Here is a 24,640-nt window from a genome sequence, read left to right as displayed (position 1 = left end):
AGTATTACAAACTTATACTCAACATTTTTCGGTCGGGGGGGAATTATAAATGAAAAAAGCTCTCTTTAGCCCAAGGGGACAAAAGAAAGCTTTATATTCATACCTCGTTCTGTTAATTCCGCCACTTCATAAACTTATAATCCAGTACATCCACCAGCAGGAAGAGCACAAATCCGACCAGGCTGAACAGCATAATGCCCGCGTACATCTCCGGATAATCCAGCCGCAGCCAGGCATCCATAATGAAAAAGCCCATGCCATGCTCCGTCCCGTAAATCTCAGTGAAGAACAGCACGGAAATCGCAGTCCCTAGTGAAATCCGGATCGTGCTGAGTATAACCGACAATGCGCCCGGCAGCGTCACATTCCAGAACTTCTGCCCCGCACTTGCACCGATGCTGGTTAGCACATCGTAGGTGCTGTCAGGAATCGCCTTGACTCCGTCGCGCACGGAGATGATGACCTGAAAGAGCAGAATCAGCATAATCATCAGCACTTTGGAGGTTTCGCCAAGACCGAAGAACAGCATCACCACAGGCAGCAAAGCAATCTTGGGAATGGGATAGGTCAGGTACACGACCGGATCAAGCAGCCTGTTCCAGACCGGTGAGCGGCCCATCAGCAGGCCGATCAGCAGACCAATCACCAGCGCCAGTGCAACACCTTCAAAGATCCGCAGCAGACTATAGCCGACATTCAGCAGAACCTCCCTGGCCCCCAAATGAAACATCGCGTTATACACGGAGCCGGGGCTGGGCAGGATGGAATGATTCATCAGCAGATAGGCGATATACCAGATGATATTCATACACAGGAATACTAACAACAAACGCAATACGTGATGAAGCCGCTGTTTTTTCACCATTTCTCCTGCATTACCTTTCTGATTTGCTTGGTCTGCTCGAAAAACTCATTACTGTCCCGCTTGTCCTCATGCTTCATGCCGAACACTGCGGTATTGTCGAGAATTTCCGGGGTGTGCTGTTTGACCGATGGCATGACGATAATTTTCTGGCCCAGCAGAATCGCTTCTTCCACATCATGGGTCACAAACAGTGTCGTAGCCGGGTGAGCCAGCCAATTGTCCAGGAAAATCTGCTGCAGCGCTTCGCGCGTAATGACATCGAGCGCTGAAAAAGGCTCGTCCAGCAGCAGGATCGTCGGCAGAATGGCAAATGCCCGGGCAATCGCTACCCTCTGCTGCTGGCCGCCGCTCAGCGAAAGCGGATAACGGTCACTCAACTCGGAAATCCCCATCGATGTCAGCCATTGATGAATCTGCGTTTCCCGTTCTTGCTTGCTGCCGCCCGCAGGCCTGGTAATCTTCATCGCAATTCGAATGTTGTCATGAACGGTCTTCCAGGGCAGCAGACCGTAGTTCTGCGGAACAAGGCCAATCAGTGTTTCTTTGTCATGCACGGATTTCCCGTTGAACAGCAGCTCGCCCTGATAACCCGGCAGCAAACCGGCAATCGCCCGCAGCAGTGTAGATTTACCGCTGCCCGAGGGGCCGATTATCGTATAAATGCCATGCTGCGGCAAGTCCAGATTGACTTGTCCCAGAGCCAGTTGTCCGTTTTTATATTCAACTTGAAGCTCTTTAATGCGGAGTCCGCTACTTCTTAAACTGGACATCGGAGATCACTTCTTCAGCCGATATATCTTTGGTCAGCAGGCCTTTTTCCCGTGCCCAGGCAAATGCCGCCTCAACTTCCTTCACATCCACCTGATAGGCAGGCAGGTACTCAGGGACTTTAATTTCATCCTTTAGTGTATCTGGATAGCCTACTTCTTTGATAATAAGATCAATATATTCCGATTGGTCGTGGGATTTCATATATTCCACTGCCTCATCATAGGCCGTGTACATATCACGGATGGCTTGTCCCTTGGCTTCGATCGCACTTTGCGGAAACGCCAGCACGAACGGATTCACGCCTGCCGATACCGTAGAGCTGAGTACGCGCAGTCCGGAGGTTTTGCCCATGGTGACGAATGGCTCAGGCAGAACAGCCGCATCGGCTTTTTTATTCTTGAGCAGCTCCAGCCGCGTCGGAATTTGCGGAACCTCGGTCACTGTAATATCCTCTTCCTTCAGACCTGCCTGTTTCAGCATCATAGCTACGGTATATTGGGTAGAGGTATTCTTGGATAGAATGACCGTTTTGCCCTTCAGATCCTTCACTTCCTGGATCTCGTCATTCCCGGTCAGCAGATCAAACTCACCTGTTGTTGTACTGGTAATCTTCACGTCCAGACCGGCCTCGTTGTAGATGGAAATCGCCACCAGATCAGCGCTCAACCCGTCCACCTTGCCGGCTTGGAAGGCCACATCACGGTCCTTGGCACTCTTAAAGGTCTGGATATCCAAATTGACGTTATGTTTCTTGTCGAAACCTTGCTCGTGGGCAATGATGAAAGGAATGGCATCAATTGAAGGCAGCAGACCAAGCGACACCGTAACCGCTTCAGCCGGTGTATTCGTGTTCGCCTTTGCTTCCCCTGCAGCGGCTCCTGTATTTTTCGACACAGTATTATTGCTTGAAGTTCCGCAGCCAGCGGCAACCATACTGACCGCAGCGACCAGCATAAACAGCATCATTACTTGTTTCCAGTTTTTTCTTTCCATGAATCTCGTAGCCTCCATCTCTTTTTCTAGTACTCTTGCCATGCGCATTAATTCACATATAGGCATGCAAAAACCGTCATGCTCCCCCATGAAGCATTAAGTAATTGCAATTTTACACCCATTGTCCTATTTTGTATATTTATAAATTGAAATAAATCGTAAACAAGCTCTCCTATGAATATTTCCCGTAGTCTTTAATAGTGACTTTCGTCTGGCACTCCACCTCAATTTCAGGATATACCTCTCGCCAATTCAGAGCCTTCCACTCCTTGTAGGACAAGCTGTTTCTGACATGCACACCGATTCCGAAACTGTCTACGTTATACTGCTGCATTTGCTGCACCATTTTCTGGGCTCTGGCTGTAATATATTCTGAGATCTGCTTCTCCAATTCATTTCTGTCCTTTTCCTCATTCAGCTTCTGCTTACCGGTATATTCAAGCACCGAACCCTGGATGGAGGCAGAGAGATCAATTTTAAAACGTCCATCCTCCAGATGGTGCACTTTGATCTTACGCTTGTTTAACAAGGAGCTGAACATGACAACGACCTTTTTGCCGTCCTCTTGCCCTAAATTGATTGCGATTTCGCCTTGTCTCAGATCATCACGGAATAGGCCGAAGATAATCCCGTCCTCAGCCGAAATTTTCGTAACATAACGGTCCTCCTGAAACAAAGCAATCCCGTCAATGAGTACCTTGTTCCCGGCATCCTTCACTATGGGAGTAACGGGATCAATACCGTCATCGTTGTAATCCCTGGAAAACTCATAAAAAGTCGTTGCCGGGATGCTGTTGCCGGCAGCCTCTTTCTCCAGCATATGGGTTATATAACGTCCGGTATCTGTATGCGGCTTGAAATTTTTGGTCAATAGCTCTCCGGCATCACCTTCAACAACAGTTATTCTGACGCCGAGCGCGATGGAAGGATCGCGCAGCAGGGTGTCGATATAATCCTCCACACCTGCTTTTGCCAGCTTCGCTCCGAACAAGGAATCTCTTAGCTGTCCGCTGACTACCTTCAGGTCGGTCTGCCTGGAGAAATCCAGCCGGGCTTCCTTGATGCTGTCCACTTCCGCACTCAGCAGTTCCCGGCGGATGGTGGAGTTAGGATCAATTACCGGAACGCAGGAGGTCACCTTTAACTTGTTATTTTCCAACAGATCATAGCTCGATGTCTGCACCATGCCCAGCTTTTCAAGAATCCGTTCATCGCTTTTACAGCCGGTTAACAACAGCAAAACAGCCATTGAAATGAACAGCTTATTATTCATGAGAGCTCCTCGCTTTCCCCTGAATTAACAGCACTATAAGTAATAGGATCGGAAACCCAAAGGCAATTCCGACTGCCGCATAACCCAGATTGGTGATCCAGACGTTAACCTGATCCAAAGTCTTCGGGATAAAAGAGATAGCGTAGGAAACAGCCATCATTACAAATACCAGTACCGTTGTCTTTAACTTGGGTACGATTCTCTTTACAGCCTCCTCTGCTGCCCACCAGTACATCACGACAGTCATCAGAATTAAAAAGAGAAAAAAGCCGTAGAGCAAATTTTCCAGCCGCTCAATGAATGGAAGCTGGATATAGGCCAGCAAATCAAGCACGGGATACAGCAGTCTTTTCAACTGGCCCAGGCTGAAGAAGCCGAAACAAATAAGAGCGAGACAGAGGTAGCTCAGGGATAACATGGCGTTGCCGACATAGATGGCGGCCATCGACTTTTTCGTTTTTTCCACGTAAGGAAACAGCAGAATGGACAGCTCATAACCCAAAAATGCGGCATACACTTCTATTCCCCCTTTAACCTGGTCATGTCCACCCTGGAGAATGAACGGAGTGAATCTCTCCCAGCGGAAGGCTGGAAAAAACCACAGCAGCAGCAGGAACATCCATGTCATCATCCAGAAAAAAAGCGTTGCTGTTTTGGATATCGAATAAATCCCTTTGATAAGTATTAGAAAAAGAAGGATGTCCATAGCAAACTTGAAGATCATCGGATTCGTAGTCGGGAAAGAGAGCATCTGAAATAAAAGCACATATTTTTTCCCGATCATGCAGCCGAAGATCAACCAGACAGACGCTAAGCCTATGTAAAAAGGATAGAGTATCCACTTAGGAATAGACTGTTCCATGATTTCAAAGACGGAGCGTCCCTTGCCCAGCCGAAAGACCAGAGAAATCAAAAAAATATTAAATGACGACACCAGGAAACAGGGAATCAGAACCAGCCAGCCGTTCGTACCAAAATAGTCGGCCAGACTACGCGGTAACGTAAACATCACGATCCCGGCCTGTGTCATATACACGAGAACTGTAATATGAAAGGGGCGAAGTTTGTCCATCATAGCCTGCCGTTCCTACTTTCTGTTTTTTTGCCTGACCGGATTGGACGTTTGTGCCTGTGAGGGCCGGGTTCTTAACATAGAGAATGGCGCGCGGATAAATACATCCTTCCAGTCACCGGATTTCATAGGTGCTATAGGAATCATATAGGATGAGCCCAGGCTGGTCAGGCTGGATAGGTGAATCACAATTAGAGCGATCCCCATCACAAGTCCCATATTCCCCCATATTCCGGCAAGAATGATAATCCCGAAGCGGATCAGACGGATGGAGGCACTCATCATATAGCTGGGAATGACAAAAGAGGCGATAGCGGATGAAGCAACAGCAATAATAAGCACATTACTGGTCAGTCCGGCCTGCACTGCCGCTTGTCCGATAACAATACCGCCTACGATCCCGATCGTTTGTCCGATCTTGGTAGGAAGACGCGCACCCGCCTCCCTCAGCAGTTCAATCATGATCTCCATAAGCAGCGCCTCATATACAGGTGGAAAGGGCACCTTATTGCGCGATTCCGCCAGCGTTCTCAGCAGCGCTTCGGGAATCATCTCGTAATGAAAGGTGGTTACGGATACATACATGGATGTAAAAGTGATCGTAATGATCAGAGCCAGTAATCTCAATAGCCGCAGAGCCGTCCCCAAAGTCCAGCGTTGGTAGTAATCATCCGGGGAGGAGAAAAATTCAAAAAAAGCGGCCGGAGCACTGACGACTGTCGGGCTGTTGTCAATAATCGTGATGATCCGCCCGGCAACCAGCTTGGATACAGCAACATCCGGCCTTTCCGTGGTCAAAAATTGGGGGAACACCGAATTCGGCCTATCTTCGATGAATTGGGTCAACGTCCCCCCGTCATTAATTGCATCTGTTTCTATTCTTTGAATCCGCCGCTCCAGGTCCTCAACAAAGGCCAGATTGGCAATATCCTGAATGTAAAGAACATACACACTTGTTTTGGAGATTTCTCCGATAGAATACTTCCTGATTTTTAAATGTGAGCTTTTTATTCTGCTGCGGATTAAGGAGAGGTTTGTTAATGCTGACTCCACAAAAGCATCGTGGGGACCCGCGATAATGGTTTCCGTCTCCGATTGCTGAACATTGCGGGCCTCCGGTTTATAAGCATTCAATAAATAAATGCTGTCCTGGTGAGAGACTGCGACACAGCCCTCCAGGATGCCGATAACCGCCGCTTTGCTATCAGTCACTTGAAGGAATTGCGACTGCGTGAACAGTTGTTCGGCTTCTTGAAGCTGAATGCGGGAAAACGGCTCCAGAATTTCTTTGATGAACAAGGTATTGTCCACAATAGCCGGAAAGTACACAATATCCGTCTGTATATCCGGAAAGGTCCGGTGAATCAAATCGGCACATTGATCAAATTCTTTAAGAATATGTCCGAGCGTAAGAGTATTCTGCGAACCTAAATCCATAATATTAACCACGCCTTCACCATAATATTTAAGGTAGTATCCCCAAAATTTTCATTGATATTTATGAATGCGCAGGAAACGGATGCTCTGAATCGAGAGTGTCTCCTGTATAGAGACATCGCTCTTTCAGGAAGATACAAAACCTTTTAAATATCTATTTTCAGCTATAAATTTTGTCTTTTTCCCGTGGACACCTCTTTTAAAAGCAGATCAGTCATGCTATAATGTAAGCGTAACCAAAGCAATAAAAATCTATTTATTTCATCGCTCAAGGAGGATGAAGGAAATGCTTGAAGGACTAAAGGAAATTAAGAATTGGGTATCCGGTATTTGGCAGCCATGGACCGTTTCAGGAGAGGAAGATTACCGGAACATGGAATACACCGTGCAGCGGCATCTGCACACGCCGCAAACTCCGAGCCCGCTTACTTATGAACAAGAGTCACGCATTAAGACCATCAAATATCACTAGCCACATCAGCTTTCAGATACAGCTTGACTAACCTGCTTATGAAATAAGGCCGCCATATCCGGGACTTAAGCTTCCGGAGCTGATGGCCTTTTATTTACGTTTCCAATTATTACTTCCAATCCTCCACATCATCATGCCGTAGATCGATCTGCTCCCCGGTCGGGTTCACAAGGTAAACCGTATCAGGGGCCTTGTCGATGCTCCTGCCGCTGACCAGTACATGGTAATCCCCTTCCACCGCGTATTTACGGATGTATAATCCCGAACCCACATCTTCGAAAGGATATCCCTCAAAGTCTGTCCACGCCAGATCTTCACCTTGCTGTGCCAACGAGCGCACCTTATCCATGGATAATACAGCATCTTCCCCACTGCCCTGCTTACTGTCACAGGCCGTAAATGTACTCAATATAACCAGTAACATCAAAGTTACTATGCCATGCTTATTTGTCATCCCCCGTAGCCCCGCTTTCGATGTGAAATTGATATTATTATAAATTTTACCATGCCAACTCCATTCTCCATAACAAAAAACCTCCCCTCATCCCTAAGGATAAAAGAAGGCTTAAACGCGTTACTTCCGAAGCATTTGTGTTGATGGGTGGTCCATTCGCGAGTAGCTATTCTCGTTTCTTCCCAACTGCGCCAAGATAGATAACAAATTCTTCATCACCGTCTAATTCTAAAATCTCATCAATCAGCTTTTGATCATAAATTCCAATTGCGCAAGCACCAGCACCGATAGATTCACTGGATAAATAAAGGTTTTGGCATACATGTCCAACATCGATGAGGATTTTTTTGTGAGCTGAAATATCATACTTCCATTCGGAGCGATATGGTGTTGTACTCCATGCGAACAGGACAGAAGCCTTTTTTGCAAAGTTAGGGACAAATGGCTGATCTAAAGTTATAGCATCAATCTTCTGTTCAAGTTCATCTAATTCAAACATAAATAATAGCTTATGTTCGACAGGAAGGTATCTGTAGATTCCTTGTTGAATGCCTTCTACCCGCATAATAATTAAATAGGTTTCAAATGTGTGTGTCGCCCCACTGCAGGGTACAGTTCGCAGCGTAAGTCCGTTCTTATTAATACCCGTAATCCCTTGGGTAGCCCATAATAAATAGGATAACTCATCCAGACTTAAAGTTTCCGCAGAATAAAACCTTGTACTTCTTCTCTGATTTATACAATCAAAAATGTTTTCATTACACACAACGTCTTTGCTGACTTTTGGCAAATCAATAATTAGTGATTTCGAATGGGCGGGCTTAACAATGGGTGGTTGTGCAAGTCCTTTGATCTTATCTGTTTTTATATGTTTAAATTCATCAAAATTAGATTTTAGAAAGCGCCTTTGCTGTTCGTATCTTGTCATAACAGATCCTCCTGAATTACCTTAATAGCTTTAATTTATCATCTCATAAAAAATAGAATGTGATCTAACTCACTATTCAGTTGTTTTGGTGAGTAAACAAAAAACCTCCCCTCACCCCAAAGGGTAAAAGAAGGCTTAAACGCATTCATCACTGCGAAAGCACGGCAGCTATATTTTCAGCTCCCCAAGCTTGATCAGCTCGACAACCGCTTGCGAACGGCCTTTTACGTTTAGTTTTTGCATGACGTTTGAGATGTGGTTTGAAATACACCAACTAAAATCAATTCAAATGCATCACGTCTCAAAGTAATCCAAATAAAACCGTTTAATCTGATGTCCCAGTTCATCTTCACTGAGGTATGGGAACCAATCCAAATTAAATTTCTGATAATCAAAATTATCCTCTTGTATCACTAAATCATAAAAACCATCAATTCCAATAAAGTTAGCGAAAGGCTATCAGGATAACTCTTCGCCGAACTGTTTTCAACTTTATTTTTTGTTTGTTGTACTTTTAAAAATAGTTCTTCTACAAAATCATCAGTTGAAAGTAAAACACCACCATCACAGGTGCACCATATACTTTAACATCAAAATTCCTTAAGCGTCTATGCTATACTAAAAATATGATAAACCAAGCGAGGTGAAGCCGATGAAATGGGGAGAAATTACGGAATTGCACCCAGGTCGCTTTGTACTGGTGGAAGCAATCAAGGCAAGCTCCAGCAACCGTGTGCGTCAATTAGAGGATATGGCGGTCATTCAAGACTACGATAATCCCGAGGAGGCATGGAGCGGTTATAAAGAGCTTCACAAGCTACATCCGACTCGTGAGCTGTATGTATTTCATACGAGCAGAAGCGATGTTGAGGTTGTCGAGGAATTTTTCTCAGGAGTACGGCAACGGATATGAAGTTACAATTACAATATGGCTTGCCTATCGTTTCCTTGACTTTAGCTCAATATGACAATTCAATTGTTCTGCATAATGTTCTATTTGATACAGGCTGTGCGGCAACTGTTTTTGATTCCGATGCATTAGCTGCAATAGGTATTCACATTGATTTTATAAATGGGCGAGCCAAGCGGATGTATGGGGTAGGAGGAACGAGCGAAATTTGCTATGAGCAGCAGATTCCTGACTTTTGCATTGAACATATTACTTTGACGGATTTCCCCATTCAGCTTGGTTCGATTCAAGAGCCTTATGGCTTTGACGGAATTGTTGGCATTGATTTTATGATGAGAGCCAAATGCAAGGTGGATTTTGAAACCATGACTATTAAGTTTGAGAAATAGACCGGGCAACGCTTACCCTCAAGGGACAGCAATCGCTTGGTCTATTTGTATTTTATTCACATTCCACTTATATCTGAAACAAAAAACCTCCCCTCACCCCAAAGGGTAAAAGAAGGCTTAAACGCATTCATCACTGCGAAAGCACGGCAGCTATATTTTCAGCTCCCCAAGCTTGATCAGCTCGACAACCGCTTGCGAACGGCCTTTTACGTTTAGTTTTTGCATGACGTTTGAGATGTGGTTGCGGACGGTTTTTTCGCTGATGAATAACAATCCGGCAATATCCCGTGTTGTTTTGTCCTGCACGAGAAGCTCGAATACTTCGCGCTCACGATGCGTCAACAGAAATTTGCTATGATGTTCGTTCCCTTTCAATGGTGTCACCCCTCCTTGCTCGGGTTTGTTTGGTATAACAAGGTAAAGGGATACAGTCAAATCATACTATGTATGGGGCATGTTAATGGTGCTGCTGCTGCTCTAAAATGGGCAGTAGCGGAGAAAGGGATCAAGGACAAGGCGTCCCATACTTTTTCATATCGAAAAAGCCGCCTCTAGGCGGCAAAATAACAGGCATCACCGGTCCGTCACGCCCTTTCGGTAACGCCGGTTTATCCGGTAAGCTGTTGCAACCCCAGTGTAATTTATGAAATGGATTCCATAGCAAGTGTTTTTATTCGGGAGGTTTCCAAGGGGAGATGTGATAAAATAAAATCATTATACCCCTGACTCAGGAGGCTGCTGAACCGATGGCCAATATAAAAGAAATCGCCCGCATCGCCGGTGTTTCCGTAACAACCGTGTCGCGAGTGCTTAATAATCATCCTTATGTCAGCAAAGACAAAAGAGCCGCTGTGCTTGATACCATAGAACAGTTAAACTACACACGGAATATGAATGCTGTGCATCTGATTACCGGCCGTACCGGTGCCGTTGCGGTGATCCTGCCGTTTATCAACTTCTTTTATTTCTCCATTGTCATGGACGGCCTTGCTCATGAGGCGCTGCTCGCGCAGTACCGGCTGATTCTCTGCCAGACCAATTATTCACCCGAGGAAGAGCTTAAGGTGCTTGAAATGCTGCGCAATAAGGAAATTGACGGCGTCGTTATCGTATCCACAGCACTTCAGCCCGAAGTCATTGAGGAATACACCGCCTACGGTCCGATAGTAACCTGCCAGAACAGCGGGGAACGCCGCTTCTCCTCTGTGTATATTGAGCATTACGCTGCTTTCCGTCACGGCCTGCAGTATTTGATTGGCAAAGGTTACCGTAAAATCGGCTACTGCGAAGGCAGACAGAACGGCAGCAGCTCCTCCATCCGCCAATCCGCATTCCGTGAGTTTCTTGCCGAGAACAAGCTGCCGTTTCAGGAAGCATGGATGATCTACGACTGTATGACCGAAGAACACGGAGCGGCCGCAGCGCGCTCGCTGCTTGAGATGCGGGAGCGGCCTGATGCGGTTATCGTTTCAGGCGACCATGTTGCAGCCGGACTCATAATCGAGTCACGCAAGCACGGGCTGCGCATTCCGGAAGATCTGGCAGTGATGGGCTTTGACAATCAGCCGATCGGACGGCTGCTGGAGATCACTACAATTGATAATCAGCTATACGAGATGGGAGCCTCCGCCTTCCGGATTATCCATGAACAGATCAGCGGGGATAGTACGCTCCCGGTGTACCGCAAGCTGGCATACCGGATTATTGAGCGCTCTACGGTTTAAGGGAATCCTTTCTGAATTGCCTTTACAAGCGGCACTTATACGATTAAATACTTGATCGCATCCCACCCGCAGCTTTACCGGTGGCTAGATGCGCTTTTGCTTCCGTCCCTGTTTCAGGGGCGGATTTTTATTGACCTTTTTCAGCTATGATAAATATCACATTTTTTTGTTGACAGCCACTGTGCAGGGATTTATGATAATCCCAGCATAATTGATAACGATTATCATTTGCATACAAGTTCTTACATTAGAAAAAGGGGTGTTTTGATTGAAATTTAGTTACGCTGTTCCCGCCGGGCTGCTGGCTGCTTCCATTCTGTTTACCGGCTGCAGCGGCAATGAGAACAATAATAATACGGATAACAACAATGAGGCTGCGGTAAATGGCAGCGCAGTTACAGCCGCTCCGGTTACTACGGCTGATGCCACCGCTACCACAGCTGCCGCCGATTTCTCTTCAGCCATTGAGCAATACCGGACCTACGTCATTGAACAATGCGACGAATTCGTCAAGCAGACGGAAAACTTTACGAACGCTGTCAAAGCAGGAAGTCTCGACGAAGCGAAGGCGCTGTATGCCCCGGCCCGTATGTACTATGAGCGGATTGAACCGATTGCCGAAGCGCTCGGAGATCTTGATCCCAATATCGATGCCCGTGAAAATGATGTGGATGCGGCCGAATGGCGCGGTTTCCATAAAATCGAACAGGCCCTCTGGCAAAACAGCACGACTGACGGCATGTCTGAAGTCGCCGACCGGTTGCTGAAGGATGCCCAGCTCCTGCGCGCCAAGGTGGAAACGGCGGAGATTGATGCAAATCTGCTTGTTACCGGTGCAGTCGAACTGCTGAACGAAGTCTCTTCCTCTAAAGTGACCGGCGAGGAAGAACGTTATTCACACACGGATCTGTATGATTTTGTCGCCAATGTAGAAGGTGCGCAAAAAATCTACGAGCTGCTGAAACCCGAGCTTGCCAAAAAGGATCCAGAGCTTGAGCAGACCATCGGCGAACGGTTTACGGCACTACTGGACGAACTCGCTCCATTTAAATCAGGCGACGGCTACGTTTCCTACGAAACACTCAAGGAAGACGAAGTACGTAAGCTGAGCCAGAATCTGGATGCCTTAGCTGAACCGTTGTCCAACATGGGGACTATTCTAGGAGTGTGAGCAGATGAAAAAGCAGCCTGAGGAAGAATTCAAAAGTGAGCAAATGTTAAATAAAAAGCTAAGCCGCCGCGATATGCTGCGGCTTACCGGCGCCTCCGGGCTCGGCCTGCTTCTGGGCGGCACAGGTGCAGGAGGGCTGATGGCTGCGCGCCAATCGGCTGCCAAAACACCCGCAGCTTCATTGGATCCTGCCGCCGATACCCTCCCGTTCTACGGTGCACATCAGGCCGGAATTATTACACCTGCACAAAACTTTCTGTGCTTTGCGGCGTTTGATCTGACAACAACGAAGCTGGACGATGTGAAAAAGCTGTTGAAGTCATGGACAGAGGCTGCGGCGGCTTTGACCTCCGGCAGTCTGATCGGCAATGTCAACGACAATCCCAATCTTCCGCCGTCCGATACCGGAGAAGCCGATGGCCTGACCCCCTCCCGGTGTACGCTAACGTTTGGGGTTGGACCGGCTTTTTTTGATGGACGATTTGGGTTAGCCCCGAAACGTCCATCTTCACTTGCCGACCTCCCAGCCTTTACGGGAGACAGTCTGGAGCCGCAGTGGTGCGGCGGAGATCTTTGTGTACAGGCTTGTGCTGATGATCTGCAGGTGGCGTTCCACGCCATACGCAATCTCGCACGGATTGCCCGCGGCACAGCCGTGCTGCGCTGGACCCAGGAAGGGTTCCAGCGCACAGCGGGAGCCGATCCGAAAGGAGGCACCCCGCGTAATCTGCTCGGCTTCAAAGACGGAACAGGCAACCCAGATGCCACAGACGATGCCGAAATGCGCAAGGTTGTGTGGACCAGCAGCAGCGATGGGCCTGCCTGGATGAATGGCGGCACTTACATGGCTGTTCGCCGTGTGCGTTTACGCATTGAGGTCTGGGACCGCTCGACCTTGAGCGACCAGGAAACGACCTTCGGACGGCACAGGCACAGCGGCGCGCCAATTGGAGCCACTGACGAATTCGCCGAACTTAAACTGGACGCCGCCGATGCTTCCGGCAAGCCCGTCATCCCGCCGGATTCGCATTCCGCTCTGGCCCATGGTGACGGCACGATCAAAATGCTCCGGCGCTCCTACTCCTATTCCAGCGGAATGGATCTTAAGACAGGCCAGCTGGATGCGGGTCTTCTGTTCATCAGCTTCCAGAAGGATCTCCTTAAACAGTTCGTCAGCATCCAGCAGCGTCTGTCCAAAAACGACCGGTTGAATGAATATATGGTTCACACCGGCAGCGCGGTATTCGCCTGCTTCCCCGGTGTCCGCGAAGGCGGGTATATCGGCGAAGCCCTGCTGGGCTGAACAAGAAAACACAGCATGAGTTAGCAACCAGCATGCTGACAGGCAGATCCGTTCAGCCTTCCCGGATCTGCCTGTCCATTATTGAAAGGGGATACTCCCGATGTTATTTGCTAGACAGTATAAATATGGCTTGCCGCACACAGCGCTCCACCCGGAGAAAGCCAAGGGTAAGCTGGGCCGGGTGCATGAAAGCATGACAGGATTGGGGCTAGGACGCGAGCCGGAGCTAGTGCCTGAGCGTAGACTGGAAAGCACGGGTACCAAACGGGTGCGGATGTATGCGCGCGGGGCAAGCCTGGCGCAAGGATCTGAGCCAGAACTGGTGCTCGAGTGCAAGCTGGAAAGCACAGGTACCAAACGGGTGCGGTTGCATGAGTGTGGGGCAAGCCTGGCGCAAGGATCTGAGCCAGAACTGGTGCTCGAGTGCAAGCTGGAAAGCACGGGTACCAAACGGGTGCGGATGTATGAGCGCGGGGCAAGCCTGGCGCAAGGACGCAAGCCAGAGCTGGTGCATGAGTGTGGACTGGAAAGCACGGGTACCAAACGGGTGCGGATGCATGAGCGCGGGACAAGCCTGGCGCAAGGACGCAAGCCAGAGCTGGTGCATGAGTGTGGACTGGAAAGCACGGGTACCAAACGGGTGCGGTTGCATGAGCGCGGGTTGCTGCCCGCGCTGAAGGCAGCCGTTCTGTTCGGCTGCCTCTTCCTGCTGCTGCTCTGCAAGCCAGCAGCTGCCGCGGCGGCGGAAGACGGCCGGCATGACGAGCTGCTGCCCGCAGTTGGCAGCGCGCTCGTCGAAGCCGGCCAGGGCCGCTGGGATGCGGCCGCCGCCGATGTGGAGTCGTTCGCGGCGCTGTGGCGCACCGCGAACAGTGGCACGCCGGACCCGGCACTCGCCGGTCCGGCTGCCGCTGTAGACGCCGCGCTCGCCAGCGCGGCGGAAGCCCTGGCGGCGGGCGGCGGCACGCCCGCCAAAACCGCGCTGTCCACGCTGGCCAAAAGCGTGGACGCGTACGTCACCGCCGCCTCCGGCACGGGCGGCGGTGACACCAGCGCCGCCGGGCTCGAAGCGGCGGCGAAGCTGTTGCCCGCGGCGGAGCGCACGCGGGATGCGGCGCGCAGCGCCGACTGGAAGGCGGCGGCGGAAGCCTACCGCGCCGTCGTGAACGGCTGGACGCCGGCGGAGCGCGGCATCCGGGCCGACAATCCCGCCGTCTACGGCTTGCTGGAGACGAAGATGAGCCTGCTGCGCGTTGCGCTGCAGGCCGAGCCGCTCCGCGAAGAGGCGGCAAAAGCGGAGGCCGAAGCTTTATATACGCTGCTTGCCGACTACAGCGCAGGCAAGACGGTTGACACGGGAGACGTGTCAGCGCAGCCTGCTTCGATCGGGGGGCTGATCAACTACCTGAAGAAAGCTTCAGCAGCAGCAGAATCCGGAGACAGTGCCGGTGCGGCGGGAATCATGGAACAGTTTATTACAGCCTGGCCTTCAGCCGAAGGACAGGTGCAGATCGCATCGCCCAAGGTGTATGCGAATATCGAGAACGAGAGCGCAGCCGTTACCGGCGATTTGTTGTCCGATCCGCCGAAGCTTAATCATGCGCTGGCTACCATGGACACGATGCTCGCGGAGCTGACTCCGCTGGCCGGTGACACAGCCTATACGGCCTGGGACGCCGCATTGATTCTGCTCCGCGAGGGCCTTGAAGCGATTCTCGTACTTTCCGCTTTGCTGTCCTATGTGAAAAGAGACGGCGGCCCCAAGACCCAGCGCTGGGTCTGGTCCGGTGCTGCGGCAGGTCTCGCCAGCAGTATAGGCCTGGCTGTTCTGCTAACCTACACCATTTCGCAGGCAGCCTCCGGAAGCGCGCGTGAGCTGATTGAAGGGATTACCGGACTTGTGGCAGTAGTAATGATGCTCACGATCGGCCGCTGGATGCACAGTAAATCGAACGCCGCTGCATGGAATAAATATGTCGGGCGGCAGGTGGACGGTGCGCTGGCTAAAGGCAGTCTATGGTCTTTATTCTTCGTAGCTGCGCTGGCGGTTCTGCGTGAAGGGGCCGAAACGACTATATTCTATGTGGGAATGGCGCCATCCATCGCAACCTCACAGCTGCTGCTAGGGATCGGAGGCGCGCTGGTCGTGCTGATCATTCTGGGGTACGCCATTATTGCCCTAAGCGCCAAGCTGCCGATCACTGCCTTCTTCCGCGCAGCAACGGTGCTGATCTATTATCTGGTCTTCCGCTTTCTCGGCGAGAGCATCCACTCCTTACAGGTAGCCGGGAAACTGCCGGCACATGTGGAGGATGGGCTGCCGTCGGTCGGTTGGCTGGGATTGTATCCAACATGGGAGACATTGCTGCCCCAAGTGCTCATTCTGGCGTTTATTCTCTGGGAAATGCTGCGCAGCAGGTCTGCGGGCAAATCACGGACAGCGGGCTGACACTAAGCAGCCGGGACAAATAAAGGAACCATGCTGACGCTTTTTACTGCAGATTGTACAATAGATCTTTTTCAGCATCAAAAAGTAATCTGTGTATTCACTACAGAAGAATATACGGTAACCGTCAAGATAGCCCTTACAACTCTATTCCGATGCACAAAAGTGTCCATTCGGCATTAAATAATGTTTGCTGTTTTGACTACATTGGACTTGCTCAACTGTGCGCATTTTCCAGCGTATCCACAAACTTAATGTGATTACAGCGGGAAATATGCACGTTAATTTTTAACGAATACTGCTTATCAACTGAATTACGTGAATTCTTACCGCTAATATTTACAGATATCCCAGTTAGTTGGATTTGAGAGTTATTAGCGGGCAAATTTCCCATTAAATTCCTCATTTACGGTCTAATGTCTTTTTAGTGCTATCTTTTCCCGCTAACTGAATTTGGAGCTGTAACACTTACCAGATTACACCTCCAATATGATCTTCTGACCCAAGACCCACACGGCAGTTAGCATTTAGCATTTAGCATTTAGCATTTAGCATTTAGCATTACAAATTTCCGGCCAGTCATCTTCTCAACAAGGAAGCCGACTGGTTTTTTTATGTTTTATTGTGTTTTTTCATAACTTCCCGCACTGCTTCAGACTTAGGAGGCTAATTGTAGGAATCTTCCCCTTGCATCGCTTGAGGATTTGTTTTATTCTAGGTATGAAAATAATTTTCTTGTAAATCTATATAATAATAAAAATAATTTCAATTTTTGAAATGATTGCATTCATTCACACAAAGAAAAGAAGGTGGAGCTTATTTCTCCTATCCTGCATGTCCTGGAGCACGAGAAGGAAAAGCTATCCCAAATGGAACGCAAGCTGGCGGAACGTATTCTGGCCTCACCAGCGGAGATTGTCCATATGGGCATCACGGAGCTGGCGGAGCAATGCGGTGTCAGTCCCGCAACAATTACAAGGTTTTGCAAGGTGCTGCATTTCAAAGGCTTCCCCGATTTCAAGGTTAAGCTGGCATCAGAAATTGCCCATAGCGATGCTTCGCCGCAGGAAGGCGGCTCCTCCTATCAGGATATTGTCGCAGGCAACCCGCTTTCGGTCATTGTCGAAGCGATGCAGGCCAATCACCTGACTTCGATCCGGGACACCACCTCACTACTCGATCTGGAGCGGCTGCAAACAGCCATTGATGCATTGTGCCGGGCACGCCGGGTTGATCTCTACGGGATGGCCACCTCCTCTATCGTTGCACAGGATTTCTACCAGAAGCTGATCCGCATCGGAGTGAACTGCACCGCTTTTGCCGACTCACATATGCAGATCACTTCCGCTTCTTCGCTCTCTGCCGGCGATGTAGCGTTTGCGGTCTCCTATTCCGGGGAAACCCCGGAAACAATCGACGCCTTAAGCTGTGCCGGAGCCAGCGGTGCGGCCACGATTTCGCTGACTTCTTACGGCAGCAGCACGCTGGCCACACTGGCGGATATCCCGCTGTTCTCCTCCTCGCTGGAGCAGGGAATGCGGCGGGGTGATATGGCTTCGCGGATTGCGCAGCTGCATATCATTGATATCCTGTTCACCGGCATGGTCAGCACCCGGTTTGGCGATTTCATTCCCAAGCTGGAGCAATCTTATCTGAATGTCCAACATTACCGTCATAAACGGGGAGGTTAATTCAAATGAACATTTTAAAATTCCGCAATGAAGAAGATTTCGCCCAGACCGGTGCGAACCTGATTGCCAGCCTGCTGCAGAGCAATCCCAAAGCCGTACTGGGACTGGCTACCGGCAGTTCTCCGGTCGGCGTCTACGCCAAGCTGGTAGAGATGCACCGCAAGGGAAATGTCAGTTTCGCCAAAGCCTCTTCCTATAATCTGGATGAATATGTGGGTCTGCCTGTGGATCATCCCCAGAGCTACCGCAGCTTCATGAACGAACATCTGTTCAATCATGTCGATATTGATCTTACCCGGACACATGTCCCTAACGGAAATGCGGCGGAGCTTGCTGCCGAATGTCTCGCTTATGACAAAATGCTCGAGGATAACGGGCCGGTGGACCTGCAGATTCTGGGCATCGGCAGCAACGGCCATATCGGGTTTAATGAGCCGGATGCCAGTCTTAGCAGCGGCACGCATGTCGTGGACCTGCTGGAAGAAACACTGGAAGCCAATGCCCGCTTCTTCGACCGGCTGGAGGATGTGCCCCGCCAGGCGGTAACGATGGGCATCGGCGGCATTCTCAAAGCAAGGCAAATCGTGCTGCTGGTGCGCGGTGAAGAAAAGGCAGAAGCAGTCAAAAACGCGCTGGAAGGTCCGATCACGACACAGTGTCCCGCCTCCCTGCTGCAGAGCCATCCCAATGTGGTCGTTCTGCTGGACGAAGGAGCTGCGAAATGGCTGAAATAAATAGAACACCAGGCGAGCTGCTCTACGGAAAAGTGCTGACTCCCTCCGGCCTGATTGAAGAAGGCGTGATCGCAGTATCAGAAGAGGTTATCCAATATGTAGGAGAAGCCGCCTGGCTGCCGGAAGCTTACGCCCACTGGCCCGCAGGCACCCAAGACAAGAGCGGGCTGCTGATCCCCGGATTCGTTGATGTGCATGTGCACGGCGGTGCCGGTTACGATTTTATGTACTCGGATCAGGCATCGCTGGACATCATCACCCGGTTTCATGCTTCACATGGAACAACCGCCATGCTGGCCACCACCATGACCGCAGCCAAGGAAGACATCGACCGTGTATTGTCCGAAGTCGCCGACTATCGCAAAGGCAGCATGCCATTCGCCCAATTGGCCGGAGTGCATCTGGAAGGGCCATTCATCAGCCCTAAATGGTCCGGGGCACAAAATCCTGAGCATATTGTCCCGGCAAATATCACATGGCTTGAAGCGTGGGAGAAGCAATACCCGGGAATGATCCGCCAGGTTACCCTGGCGCCGGAATGTGAAGGCGCACTGGAAGCGATTCTCTGGTTGCGCAAGCATGGCATCACAGCAGCTCTCGGACATACCAACGCTACTTTCGAAGAGATTATTACGGCTGCGGACGCCGGCTTAAACCAGGCGGTGCATACGTTCAATGCTATGACTCCGCTGCATCACCGCAAACCGGGCACAGCAGGTGCCGTACTGTTTGACGAACGGATACGTGCCGAGATTATTGCCGACGGCATTCATGTGCATGCTGCGGCGATTAATGTGCTTTCCCGGCTCAAAACCCGGAACAATCTGATGCTCATCACGGATGCCATGTCAGCAACCGGACTCAGCGACGGTGAATATACAATCGGTGACCTGCCGGTAATCGTACGGGGGGGCATTGCCACACTGAAGGATAACCCTGATGCGCTCGCCGGGAGCACGCTAACCATGATTCGCGGTTTCCGCTATCTGGTACAGGATGTGGGACTCAGTCTTCAAGCAGCCTCCAACGCCGCAAGTCTTACCCCAGCCATATCACTGGGGATGCAGCGTTTCATAGGTTCGCTTGAAGCAGGAAAACGCGCGGATATCCTGCTGCTGGATGATGATCTTGAACTGAACGGTGTATGGATCGGCGGACGTACAATCTCCACCGGTTCACCGGTTATCTGAGCAGAAGTACTGCCAGGCATATAAACTGAAATGCAGCCATCCAGACCGGAAGCCGGTAGGATGGCTGCATTTATTGTAACGGCCCGCTGATGGAATAATCCCGTTATTTCTCAGGCATACTAGCTCAGGCCGAGGGCAGGATTAATATCCGCTGCGTGTTGGGAAGATGCGTTCGACCATCGTCCGGAATTCATTGGCAAATCCTTTGAGCGGATGGCCCGCACGTACCTCTTGGGCATAAAAGTCAGCCCGTTCCACAAAGTCCGGATTGGCCGACACGTAAACGTTGTCTATGCCCGAATTATATTTCTTAACCTCGGCAGCAATCTTGTCCTTCATCTCCTCGGTAACATCTTCATCGCCAGTCATTTTATTGCTGTTATTTGGAGCAACGCTGCGGATCCCGATTCCCGTGCCCATGCTATTGTCGATATCGCGCTTCATCCGGGTTCCATCGACCCAATTGCTGTCGGACAAGATGCCGTTATTGCCATTGCCGGGGTAGGCTTTGGGATCGGCCGTACCTACCCCTCCGACAGTACCCGTACCGGTCAGGCTCTTCGGTACACCAGCCATCGAACCTCCTGTACCGGTCATACCTGGATTACCAGTTACTGTTCCTCTTCCCCGATTGCCCATAATTGGTCCAGTTGCCCGGCCTTCTCCAGGGTTCACTGTCATTTCCGGACCGGTCAGCATGCCGGAAGTGTTGTTGCCGAGCGCGCCGCCATAGCTGTAAGGACGTATTTTATCCGTACCTTTCACATTCATTCCGCCATCAGCCCTGTCGAAGGATACGGCGACATAAGCGCTTTTCCCAGCAATCATTACATTTGCTGAGCGCACCTCCGGCATCGCCGCAATGCGGTCGGCGAGCTCCTGGCTCATCTCCATTTTGTCGAAGGCATTGCCCCGAACGGAATTGGTATTAATGCGGCCATCGTTCATTTTCCGTACACTTTTTGTCTGAACGTTATTGCCATCTGCAGAGTTATTGTCACCGCAACCTGTAATGCTGACCATGCCCAGAAGCAGCGCGGCAGAGACTGACATGCTGATCTTTGATCGCAACATGAACTCATCCTCCATCTCATTAAATTATGATGTATACAGCGTAACAATCGTTAGCATGGCCTCCACCGGTTCAAGCTATCCTGAAAGGATTTGGTACTCTCTCCCCTGCACCGTCACATGCGGGGAAACATTCGCGTATCTTATAAACAGTAGGCCGTATTCACAAGCGAGCCGTGATTCTCCGTAAAGTAAAGTCAGGAGGGGTGAGCATGAAGGTTTTATTTACGTTTTATGTACCCAGCGGCGGGGTGGAGACACTGAACAAGCTAAGGTGCGAAAGCCTGCAGCGCAGCGGTATTGAATGCCATGTTTTATACCTCATGCCGGGGTCTGCAAGCCAGAATATCACAAACTTTCCCGTGTTTATCACTTCCCGGGATGAAGAAATCAAGGAATTACTCGATACTCAGCACTATGACGCCATTATTGTTACATCGGATTATTTGTTAATGGAACGTCTGCGTTGTCTAGGCTATGAAGGCATTCTGATATACGAAGCCCAGGGGCTCGGAAAACGGGCTGATGCGGAGATTTTGATTATAGAGGCCGTACCTTATCTGAGAGCCCACTGCAATGCTGTACTTATACCTCCTACCGATCATTTGCTGGAGCTGTTTATTTCTATCTGCCCCTGGCTCCACCGGTATGTAATCCCCAATATCGTGGATGTCCAGTCCTTCCGGATGATCCCCGGTGAACCTCCCTGCGATCCGGTAATTGCCTGGGTAGGACGGCTTGAAAACAACAAGAATTGGAGCGAATACTTGAAGATCGCCCATCAGATCCGCCTGCACAAACCCGCTCTGCATCTGTGGATGTTCCATGATCCGGAGCTTGCCTCCGAGGAGCAAAAGCAGCTGTTCCATGAGGAACTGCACGCTTTAGGACTGAATGACCGGCTGAATGTATTTACGAACATGCCCAACCATATTATGCCCGTTTATTATTCCTCCATTGCCGGTTCCGGCGGCTTTCTGCTATCCACCTCCATTACAGAAGGATTCGGGTATGCAGTTGCCGAAGCCATCTGCTGCACTTGTCCTGTACTTAGCACCGATTCGGACGGTGTCCGGTCTTTTATTGTTCATAATCACTCCGGCAAATTTTATCCGCTTGGCAATGTGGAGCAGGCTGTCAGAGAAGGCCTGGAGCTGATGGATAATCCTGCACTCCGCAGCCACATCCGCGATCAGGGAAGGCTCCATATGATTTCACGCTTCGGCTCCGAGAGTTATGCCCATTCCTTTCGTGAGATGCTCAACTCCTTTTCCATCTTTTAACGGCCGACGCCAAAAGAACCTTCAAACCACCGGAAGACCGTGGAAATGAAGGTTCTTTGTGTGTCTTGAACAAATACTCAACCCAGCCTCGATACGATCTCATACATCTCATTCTGAAAGATTTGCACGCTTTTCTCCCAGGTGAAACGCAGTGAGTCACTCTCTCCTCTTAGGGCAATGCGCTCGCGTTGTTCTTTGTCCCTGATTAAAGTGATAATATCCTCGGCCAGACGGTTTTCATGCCTGTAGGACATCAGACAGTTGTGGCCGTGGACACCGTATTCGAGATTACCCCCGGAATAAACCGTAACTAATGCAGCGCCGCAGCGCATCGCTTCCAGACCCGGCAATGAACCTGTATCGTATGTGCTGGAGCTGACAAAAATGTCGCTTTCATTATAGTGGTAGCACAGCTCCGTATCGTTTGAAGGAGTGCGCACATGATAACGGTCATCGGCGAGCAGAGTCTGGAGTGCAGCGGATACGGCATATTCTCCCGGTGGTGTTATCAGATATAATTCAATCTCCGGATGATGCGCCTTGACCAGATTGAGCTGCTGCAGCAGATAGTCCTGTTCCCGGTGGCCGGAGAATCCCCCTTCCGGCTTGCGCATAATTGCAGAGACTACCAGCTTGCCTTGCGTCTCCCGCCTGTGTGTATTATAAAAGTCAGGATTCACCCCAATCGGCACGATCCTGCCTTTAATCCCATGATTAATCCGGACAATCTCCTGCTGCCACCGGGACAGCACAAACAAATTGCGGGCAATATTATAGGAAGAGAAGGACTGATTATTATCCGGCAGAAAAGTCGGTTCATAACATAACGCCAGTCTAATATGCAATCCCTTACCCTGTTCACTGGCCCGCTGCGCCACAGGCACGGTAGTGTAGTAATTCGAAATTATGACATCGCTATAAGGAAAATCGTCCTCCGACAGCTGGCTGTAGCTGGAGTAGAGGACCTTGCACTTCATATCATACTCGACAATGCCGTGATTGGGCATAAGAATGATCACTTCATGGCCGATGATTGCCAGACGGTTGGTTAATTCTGCTAGCATACGCTGCGCTCCACCCCTGGACAACGTCAGAATCGGGAATGTCAGTCTCATTTCCCTCTCTCCTTTCTCAGCAGCTGCGCGAGAGTTCTATGATGCTTCGCCTGCACCATTTTAATCTCCTTGTTCTGCGCTTCACTGTGAATCACAGAGCCCATCTGCTTGTGTATACGATAATCAAGCAGCGGCTCCTCAATGTAAGACCAGCGGTAATGCGGCAAAATACGCAGCCAAAGGTCATAATCCTGTGTATATAGAAAGCGTTCATTAAAAATGCCCACGGTGCGGAAGATATCCATATCGAGCAGAACAGAACTGCCGTTAACCGGACAGCCCGTCATCATGGTCGCGATAAGCTGGCTTCTATTGGGAAAGGGGACCTTTATGACCTCGGAAACACGGTCCCCTTGTTCATTAATATAATAATAGGCGGTATGGTTAAATGAGGTTCCCGTGCTGCGTATAGCCTCCATCTGCCGCCGGATTTTATCGGGATGAAACAGATCGTCAGCGCTTAACCAAGCAAAATAAGACCCGCTGGCCGCCTTGATACCCAGGTTGAGCGCAGATGCGGTGCCACCGTTTGATTTATGAAAGTACATAATCCTTTCTCTGTAAGGAGCCAGCTTCTCCGTGTGGAACAACGATCCGTCATCCACCACGATAATTTCGATATCCGGGTAGCTCTGGGCCAGCACGCTTTCCACCGCTAGATCTACGTAGGGGCAATTGTAGAAGGGGATTACCACCGAAACCTTGGACTTATGCTGATTCATGCGCTCACCTCCTTCCCGAAGTATTGTTTATACTGTCTTGCAGGCAAGTAAGGCATCCAGCGGTTCATGATCCTCTCCGAACGCTTCCCGGAAGGCCGGATTCTCTGCATGGTGATAGCCTTTAAGCACGGTTACCGAGTAACCCAGCCTCAGGAAATCCTCCGCTTCCCAGCCGCTCCAGTGTTTTTGATAATACTCTCCCTGCAGGTGAAAATGATCCGTCCCTTCCTGCGGAAAAAATCCGCGCGGAGTGAACACCACCACACGATTGGTGGCGATCATCTCCGCTTTTTTGAGAAGCTCCATTCCTTCCTTCATGGAGAAATGTTCCAGCGAATCAATTAGTGTCACCGCCGAGAACGTGCCCGGCAGAAAGAGCTTATCAATATGGCTGGCATCGGCATGCACCGGGATAATATGCGGCGAGGTGTATTTGCGGTGCAGCAGATAAGGCCTGTGAATATCCAGGCCGACTACCAGAGCAGCTTCATAGCGTTCAAGCAGAGTACCGGTGCCGCTGCCGATATCCAGAATGCTCTCGGAGAACTTGAGATGCTCCAGCAAGACCGGCAGGAAATCTTTCACTGCAATTTCCCGGTACATAGGCTTTCCCCTCCCTTTAATAA

Annotated in this window: 24 protein-coding genes and 1 pseudogene; 11 read left to right on the top strand and 14 right to left on the bottom strand. The window is 50.1% G+C overall.

Features of this window, described 5'->3' with window-relative positions:
• Positions 1-112: 112 nt before the first annotated feature.
• From NYE29_RS16290 to NYE29_RS16265, 6 genes are all read right to left on the bottom strand, one after another.
• A complete protein-coding gene (locus tag NYE29_RS16290) occupies positions 113-865 on the bottom strand; it encodes an ABC transporter permease (RefSeq protein ID WP_038595950.1) in 753 nt (250 codons plus the stop codon).
• On the bottom strand, positions 859-1,635 hold the full coding sequence (locus NYE29_RS16285) for an ABC transporter ATP-binding protein (protein ID WP_038595953.1): 777 nt from the start codon (positions 1,633-1,635) through the stop codon (positions 859-861). The genes NYE29_RS16290 and NYE29_RS16285 overlap by 7 nt, the downstream gene beginning before the upstream one ends.
• A complete protein-coding gene (locus NYE29_RS16280) occupies positions 1,616-2,629 on the bottom strand; it encodes an ABC transporter substrate-binding protein (protein WP_038595955.1) in 1,014 nt (337 codons plus the stop codon). The genes NYE29_RS16285 and NYE29_RS16280 overlap by 20 nt, the downstream gene beginning before the upstream one ends.
• A 172-nt stretch (positions 2,630-2,801) precedes the next feature.
• Positions 2,802-3,902 (bottom strand): Ger(x)C family spore germination protein, encoded by a 1,101-nt coding sequence (locus NYE29_RS16275; protein ID WP_038595958.1) that lies wholly within the window; start codon positions 3,900-3,902, stop codon positions 2,802-2,804.
• On the bottom strand, positions 3,895-4,977 hold the full coding sequence (locus tag NYE29_RS16270) for a GerAB/ArcD/ProY family transporter (RefSeq protein WP_340896768.1): 1,083 nt from the start codon (positions 4,975-4,977) through the stop codon (positions 3,895-3,897). The genes NYE29_RS16275 and NYE29_RS16270 overlap by 8 nt, the downstream gene beginning before the upstream one ends.
• 12 nt (positions 4,978-4,989) lie before the next feature.
• Positions 4,990-6,411, bottom strand: a complete 1,422-nt coding sequence (locus NYE29_RS16265; RefSeq protein WP_340896767.1) for a spore germination protein — start codon at positions 6,409-6,411, stop codon at positions 4,990-4,992.
• Between the two features lie 286 nt (positions 6,412-6,697).
• Here NYE29_RS16265 and NYE29_RS16260 point away from each other — a divergent pair, with 286 nt between their 5' ends.
• Positions 6,698-6,883, top strand: a complete 186-nt coding sequence (locus tag NYE29_RS16260) for a hypothetical protein (protein ID WP_038595962.1) — start codon at positions 6,698-6,700, stop codon at positions 6,881-6,883.
• Between the two features lie 109 nt (positions 6,884-6,992).
• Here NYE29_RS16260 and NYE29_RS16255 read toward each other — a convergent pair whose 3' ends face one another.
• From NYE29_RS16255 to NYE29_RS16245, 3 genes and pseudogenes are all read right to left on the bottom strand, one after another.
• Positions 6,993-7,337, bottom strand: a complete 345-nt coding sequence (locus tag NYE29_RS16255) for a hypothetical protein (RefSeq protein WP_340896765.1) — start codon at positions 7,335-7,337, stop codon at positions 6,993-6,995.
• Positions 7,338-7,503: 166 nt separating this feature from the next.
• Positions 7,504-8,265, bottom strand: a complete 762-nt coding sequence (locus NYE29_RS16250) for a SagB/ThcOx family dehydrogenase (protein ID WP_076110779.1) — start codon at positions 8,263-8,265, stop codon at positions 7,504-7,506.
• Between the two features lie 168 nt (positions 8,266-8,433).
• Positions 8,434-8,532, bottom strand: a pseudogene (locus tag NYE29_RS16245) (LuxR C-terminal-related transcriptional regulator); the annotation flags it as partial.
• 409 nt (positions 8,533-8,941) lie between these two features.
• Between NYE29_RS16245 and NYE29_RS16240 the strand changes: the two are divergent.
• Together NYE29_RS16240 and NYE29_RS16235 are read left to right on the top strand one after the other, a co-directional pair.
• Entirely contained in the window at positions 8,942-9,178 is a 237-nt protein-coding gene (locus NYE29_RS16240; RefSeq protein WP_231578326.1) for a hypothetical protein, read from the top strand.
• Positions 9,175-9,564, top strand: coding sequence for an aspartyl protease family protein (locus NYE29_RS16235; RefSeq protein ID WP_076110780.1), 390 nt, complete (start codon positions 9,175-9,177; stop codon positions 9,562-9,564). Before NYE29_RS16240 ends, NYE29_RS16235 begins: the two co-directional genes overlap by 4 nt.
• Positions 9,565-9,714: 150 nt before the next feature.
• Here NYE29_RS16235 and NYE29_RS16230 read toward each other — a convergent pair whose 3' ends face one another.
• Complete coding sequence (locus tag NYE29_RS16230) at positions 9,715-9,939, bottom strand: helix-turn-helix domain-containing protein (RefSeq protein ID WP_019908812.1); 225 nt, start codon at positions 9,937-9,939, stop codon at positions 9,715-9,717.
• 371 nt (positions 9,940-10,310) lie between these two features.
• Here NYE29_RS16230 and NYE29_RS16225 point away from each other — a divergent pair, with 371 nt between their 5' ends.
• The 7 genes from NYE29_RS16225 (at position 10,311) to nagA (ending at position 19,823) form a co-directional block, all read left to right on the top strand.
• Entirely contained in the window at positions 10,311-11,288 is a 978-nt protein-coding gene (locus tag NYE29_RS16225) for a LacI family DNA-binding transcriptional regulator (protein ID WP_340896764.1), read from the top strand.
• Positions 11,289-11,556: 268 nt separating this feature from the next.
• Complete coding sequence (efeO, locus tag NYE29_RS16220; protein WP_340896763.1) at positions 11,557-12,459, top strand: iron uptake system protein EfeO; 903 nt, start codon at positions 11,557-11,559, stop codon at positions 12,457-12,459.
• A 4-nt stretch (positions 12,460-12,463) separates the two neighbouring features.
• Complete coding sequence (gene efeB, locus NYE29_RS16215; RefSeq protein ID WP_340896762.1) at positions 12,464-13,762, top strand: iron uptake transporter deferrochelatase/peroxidase subunit; 1,299 nt, start codon at positions 12,464-12,466, stop codon at positions 13,760-13,762.
• Positions 13,763-13,862: 100 nt separating this feature from the next.
• Complete coding sequence (locus NYE29_RS16210; RefSeq protein ID WP_340896761.1) at positions 13,863-16,211, top strand: FTR1 family iron permease; 2,349 nt, start codon at positions 13,863-13,865, stop codon at positions 16,209-16,211.
• A gap of 815 nt (positions 16,212-17,026) precedes the next feature.
• Positions 17,027-17,899: a MurR/RpiR family transcriptional regulator gene (locus NYE29_RS16205; protein WP_038600622.1), complete on the top strand. Its 873-nt coding sequence runs from the start codon at positions 17,027-17,029 to the stop codon at positions 17,897-17,899.
• A 5-nt stretch (positions 17,900-17,904) separates the two neighbouring features.
• On the top strand, positions 17,905-18,633 hold the full coding sequence (gene nagB, locus NYE29_RS16200; protein ID WP_340896760.1) for a glucosamine-6-phosphate deaminase: 729 nt from the start codon (positions 17,905-17,907) through the stop codon (positions 18,631-18,633).
• A complete protein-coding gene (gene nagA, locus NYE29_RS16195) occupies positions 18,621-19,823 on the top strand; it encodes an N-acetylglucosamine-6-phosphate deacetylase (RefSeq protein ID WP_340896759.1) in 1,203 nt (400 codons plus the stop codon). Before nagB ends, nagA begins: the two co-directional genes overlap by 13 nt.
• A gap of 141 nt (positions 19,824-19,964) precedes the next feature.
• Here the strand turns inward: nagA and NYE29_RS16190 are convergent, their stop codons facing one another.
• Positions 19,965-20,897 carry a YhcN/YlaJ family sporulation lipoprotein gene (locus NYE29_RS16190; protein WP_340896758.1) on the bottom strand — a complete coding sequence of 311 codons (933 nt, stop codon included), beginning with the start codon at positions 20,895-20,897 and terminating at the stop codon, positions 19,965-19,967.
• Between the two features lie 209 nt (positions 20,898-21,106).
• Here NYE29_RS16190 and NYE29_RS16185 point away from each other — a divergent pair, with 209 nt between their 5' ends.
• The gene (locus tag NYE29_RS16185) at positions 21,107-22,177 is read left to right on the top strand and encodes a glycosyltransferase family 4 protein (protein WP_340896757.1); all 1,071 of its coding nucleotides are present in this window, start codon (positions 21,107-21,109) and stop codon (positions 22,175-22,177) included.
• 77 nt (positions 22,178-22,254) lie between these two features.
• Here NYE29_RS16185 and NYE29_RS16180 read toward each other — a convergent pair whose 3' ends face one another.
• The 3 genes from NYE29_RS16180 to NYE29_RS16170 are packed head-to-tail and all read right to left on the bottom strand — an operon-like array spanning position 22,255 to position 24,617.
• Complete coding sequence (locus tag NYE29_RS16180) at positions 22,255-23,292, bottom strand: glycosyltransferase family 4 protein (RefSeq protein WP_340896756.1); 1,038 nt, start codon at positions 23,290-23,292, stop codon at positions 22,255-22,257.
• Positions 23,289-24,014: a glycosyltransferase family 2 protein gene (locus tag NYE29_RS16175; protein WP_340896755.1), complete on the bottom strand. Its 726-nt coding sequence runs from the start codon at positions 24,012-24,014 to the stop codon at positions 23,289-23,291. Before NYE29_RS16175 ends, NYE29_RS16180 begins: the two co-directional genes overlap by 4 nt.
• 27 nt (positions 24,015-24,041) lie before the next feature.
• The gene (locus tag NYE29_RS16170) at positions 24,042-24,617 is read right to left on the bottom strand and encodes a class I SAM-dependent methyltransferase (protein ID WP_340896754.1); all 576 of its coding nucleotides are present in this window, start codon (positions 24,615-24,617) and stop codon (positions 24,042-24,044) included.
• Between the last annotated feature and the right edge of the window lie 23 nt (positions 24,618-24,640).

The organism is Paenibacillus sp. FSL M7-1046 (genome assembly GCF_038007405.1).
In the GTDB taxonomy this organism is placed as follows: Bacteria; Bacillota; Bacilli; order Paenibacillales; family Paenibacillaceae; genus Paenibacillus_AQ.
Note: the sequence above shows the minus strand (reverse complement) of the source record. Positions and strands in the feature narration are given on the sequence as shown.

What these genes read in the sequence shown, in the direction of transcription:
- NYE29_RS16250 (WP_076110779.1), bottom strand. Translation starts at nt 8,265, where the DNA reads ATGACAAGATACGAACAGCAAAGGCGCTTTCTAAAATCTAATTTTGAT.
- NYE29_RS16180 (WP_340896756.1), bottom strand. Translation starts at nt 23,292, where the DNA reads ATGAGACTGACATTCCCGATTCTGACGTTGTCCAGGGGTGGAGCGCAG.
- NYE29_RS16170 (WP_340896754.1), bottom strand. Translation starts at nt 24,617, where the DNA reads ATGTACCGGGAAATTGCAGTGAAAGATTTCCTGCCGGTCTTGCTGGAG.
- NYE29_RS16225 (WP_340896764.1), top strand. Translation starts at nt 10,311, where the DNA reads ATGGCCAATATAAAAGAAATCGCCCGCATCGCCGGTGTTTCCGTAACA.
- NYE29_RS16255 (WP_340896765.1), bottom strand. Translation starts at nt 7,337, where the DNA reads ATGACAAATAAGCATGGCATAGTAACTTTGATGTTACTGGTTATATTG.
- NYE29_RS16185 (WP_340896757.1), top strand. Translation starts at nt 21,107, where the DNA reads ATGAAGGTTTTATTTACGTTTTATGTACCCAGCGGCGGGGTGGAGACA.
- NYE29_RS16190 (WP_340896758.1), bottom strand. Translation starts at nt 20,897, where the DNA reads ATGTTGCGATCAAAGATCAGCATGTCAGTCTCTGCCGCGCTGCTTCTG.
- nagA (WP_340896759.1), top strand. Translation starts at nt 18,621, where the DNA reads ATGGCTGAAATAAATAGAACACCAGGCGAGCTGCTCTACGGAAAAGTG.
- NYE29_RS16290 (WP_038595950.1), bottom strand. Translation starts at nt 865, where the DNA reads ATGGTGAAAAAACAGCGGCTTCATCACGTATTGCGTTTGTTGTTAGTA.
- NYE29_RS16265 (WP_340896767.1), bottom strand. Translation starts at nt 6,411, where the DNA reads ATGGATTTAGGTTCGCAGAATACTCTTACGCTCGGACATATTCTTAAA.
- efeB (WP_340896762.1), top strand. Translation starts at nt 12,464, where the DNA reads ATGAAAAAGCAGCCTGAGGAAGAATTCAAAAGTGAGCAAATGTTAAAT.
- NYE29_RS16270 (WP_340896768.1), bottom strand. Translation starts at nt 4,977, where the DNA reads ATGATGGACAAACTTCGCCCCTTTCATATTACAGTTCTCGTGTATATG.
- nagB (WP_340896760.1), top strand. Translation starts at nt 17,905, where the DNA reads ATGAACATTTTAAAATTCCGCAATGAAGAAGATTTCGCCCAGACCGGT.
- NYE29_RS16285 (WP_038595953.1), bottom strand. Translation starts at nt 1,635, where the DNA reads ATGTCCAGTTTAAGAAGTAGCGGACTCCGCATTAAAGAGCTTCAAGTT.
- NYE29_RS16210 (WP_340896761.1), top strand. Translation starts at nt 13,863, where the DNA reads ATGTTATTTGCTAGACAGTATAAATATGGCTTGCCGCACACAGCGCTC.
- NYE29_RS16280 (WP_038595955.1), bottom strand. Translation starts at nt 2,629, where the DNA reads ATGGAAAGAAAAAACTGGAAACAAGTAATGATGCTGTTTATGCTGGTC.
- NYE29_RS16235 (WP_076110780.1), top strand. Translation starts at nt 9,175, where the DNA reads ATGAAGTTACAATTACAATATGGCTTGCCTATCGTTTCCTTGACTTTA.
- NYE29_RS16260 (WP_038595962.1), top strand. Translation starts at nt 6,698, where the DNA reads ATGCTTGAAGGACTAAAGGAAATTAAGAATTGGGTATCCGGTATTTGG.
- NYE29_RS16175 (WP_340896755.1), bottom strand. Translation starts at nt 24,014, where the DNA reads ATGAATCAGCATAAGTCCAAGGTTTCGGTGGTAATCCCCTTCTACAAT.
- NYE29_RS16275 (WP_038595958.1), bottom strand. Translation starts at nt 3,902, where the DNA reads ATGAATAATAAGCTGTTCATTTCAATGGCTGTTTTGCTGTTGTTAACC.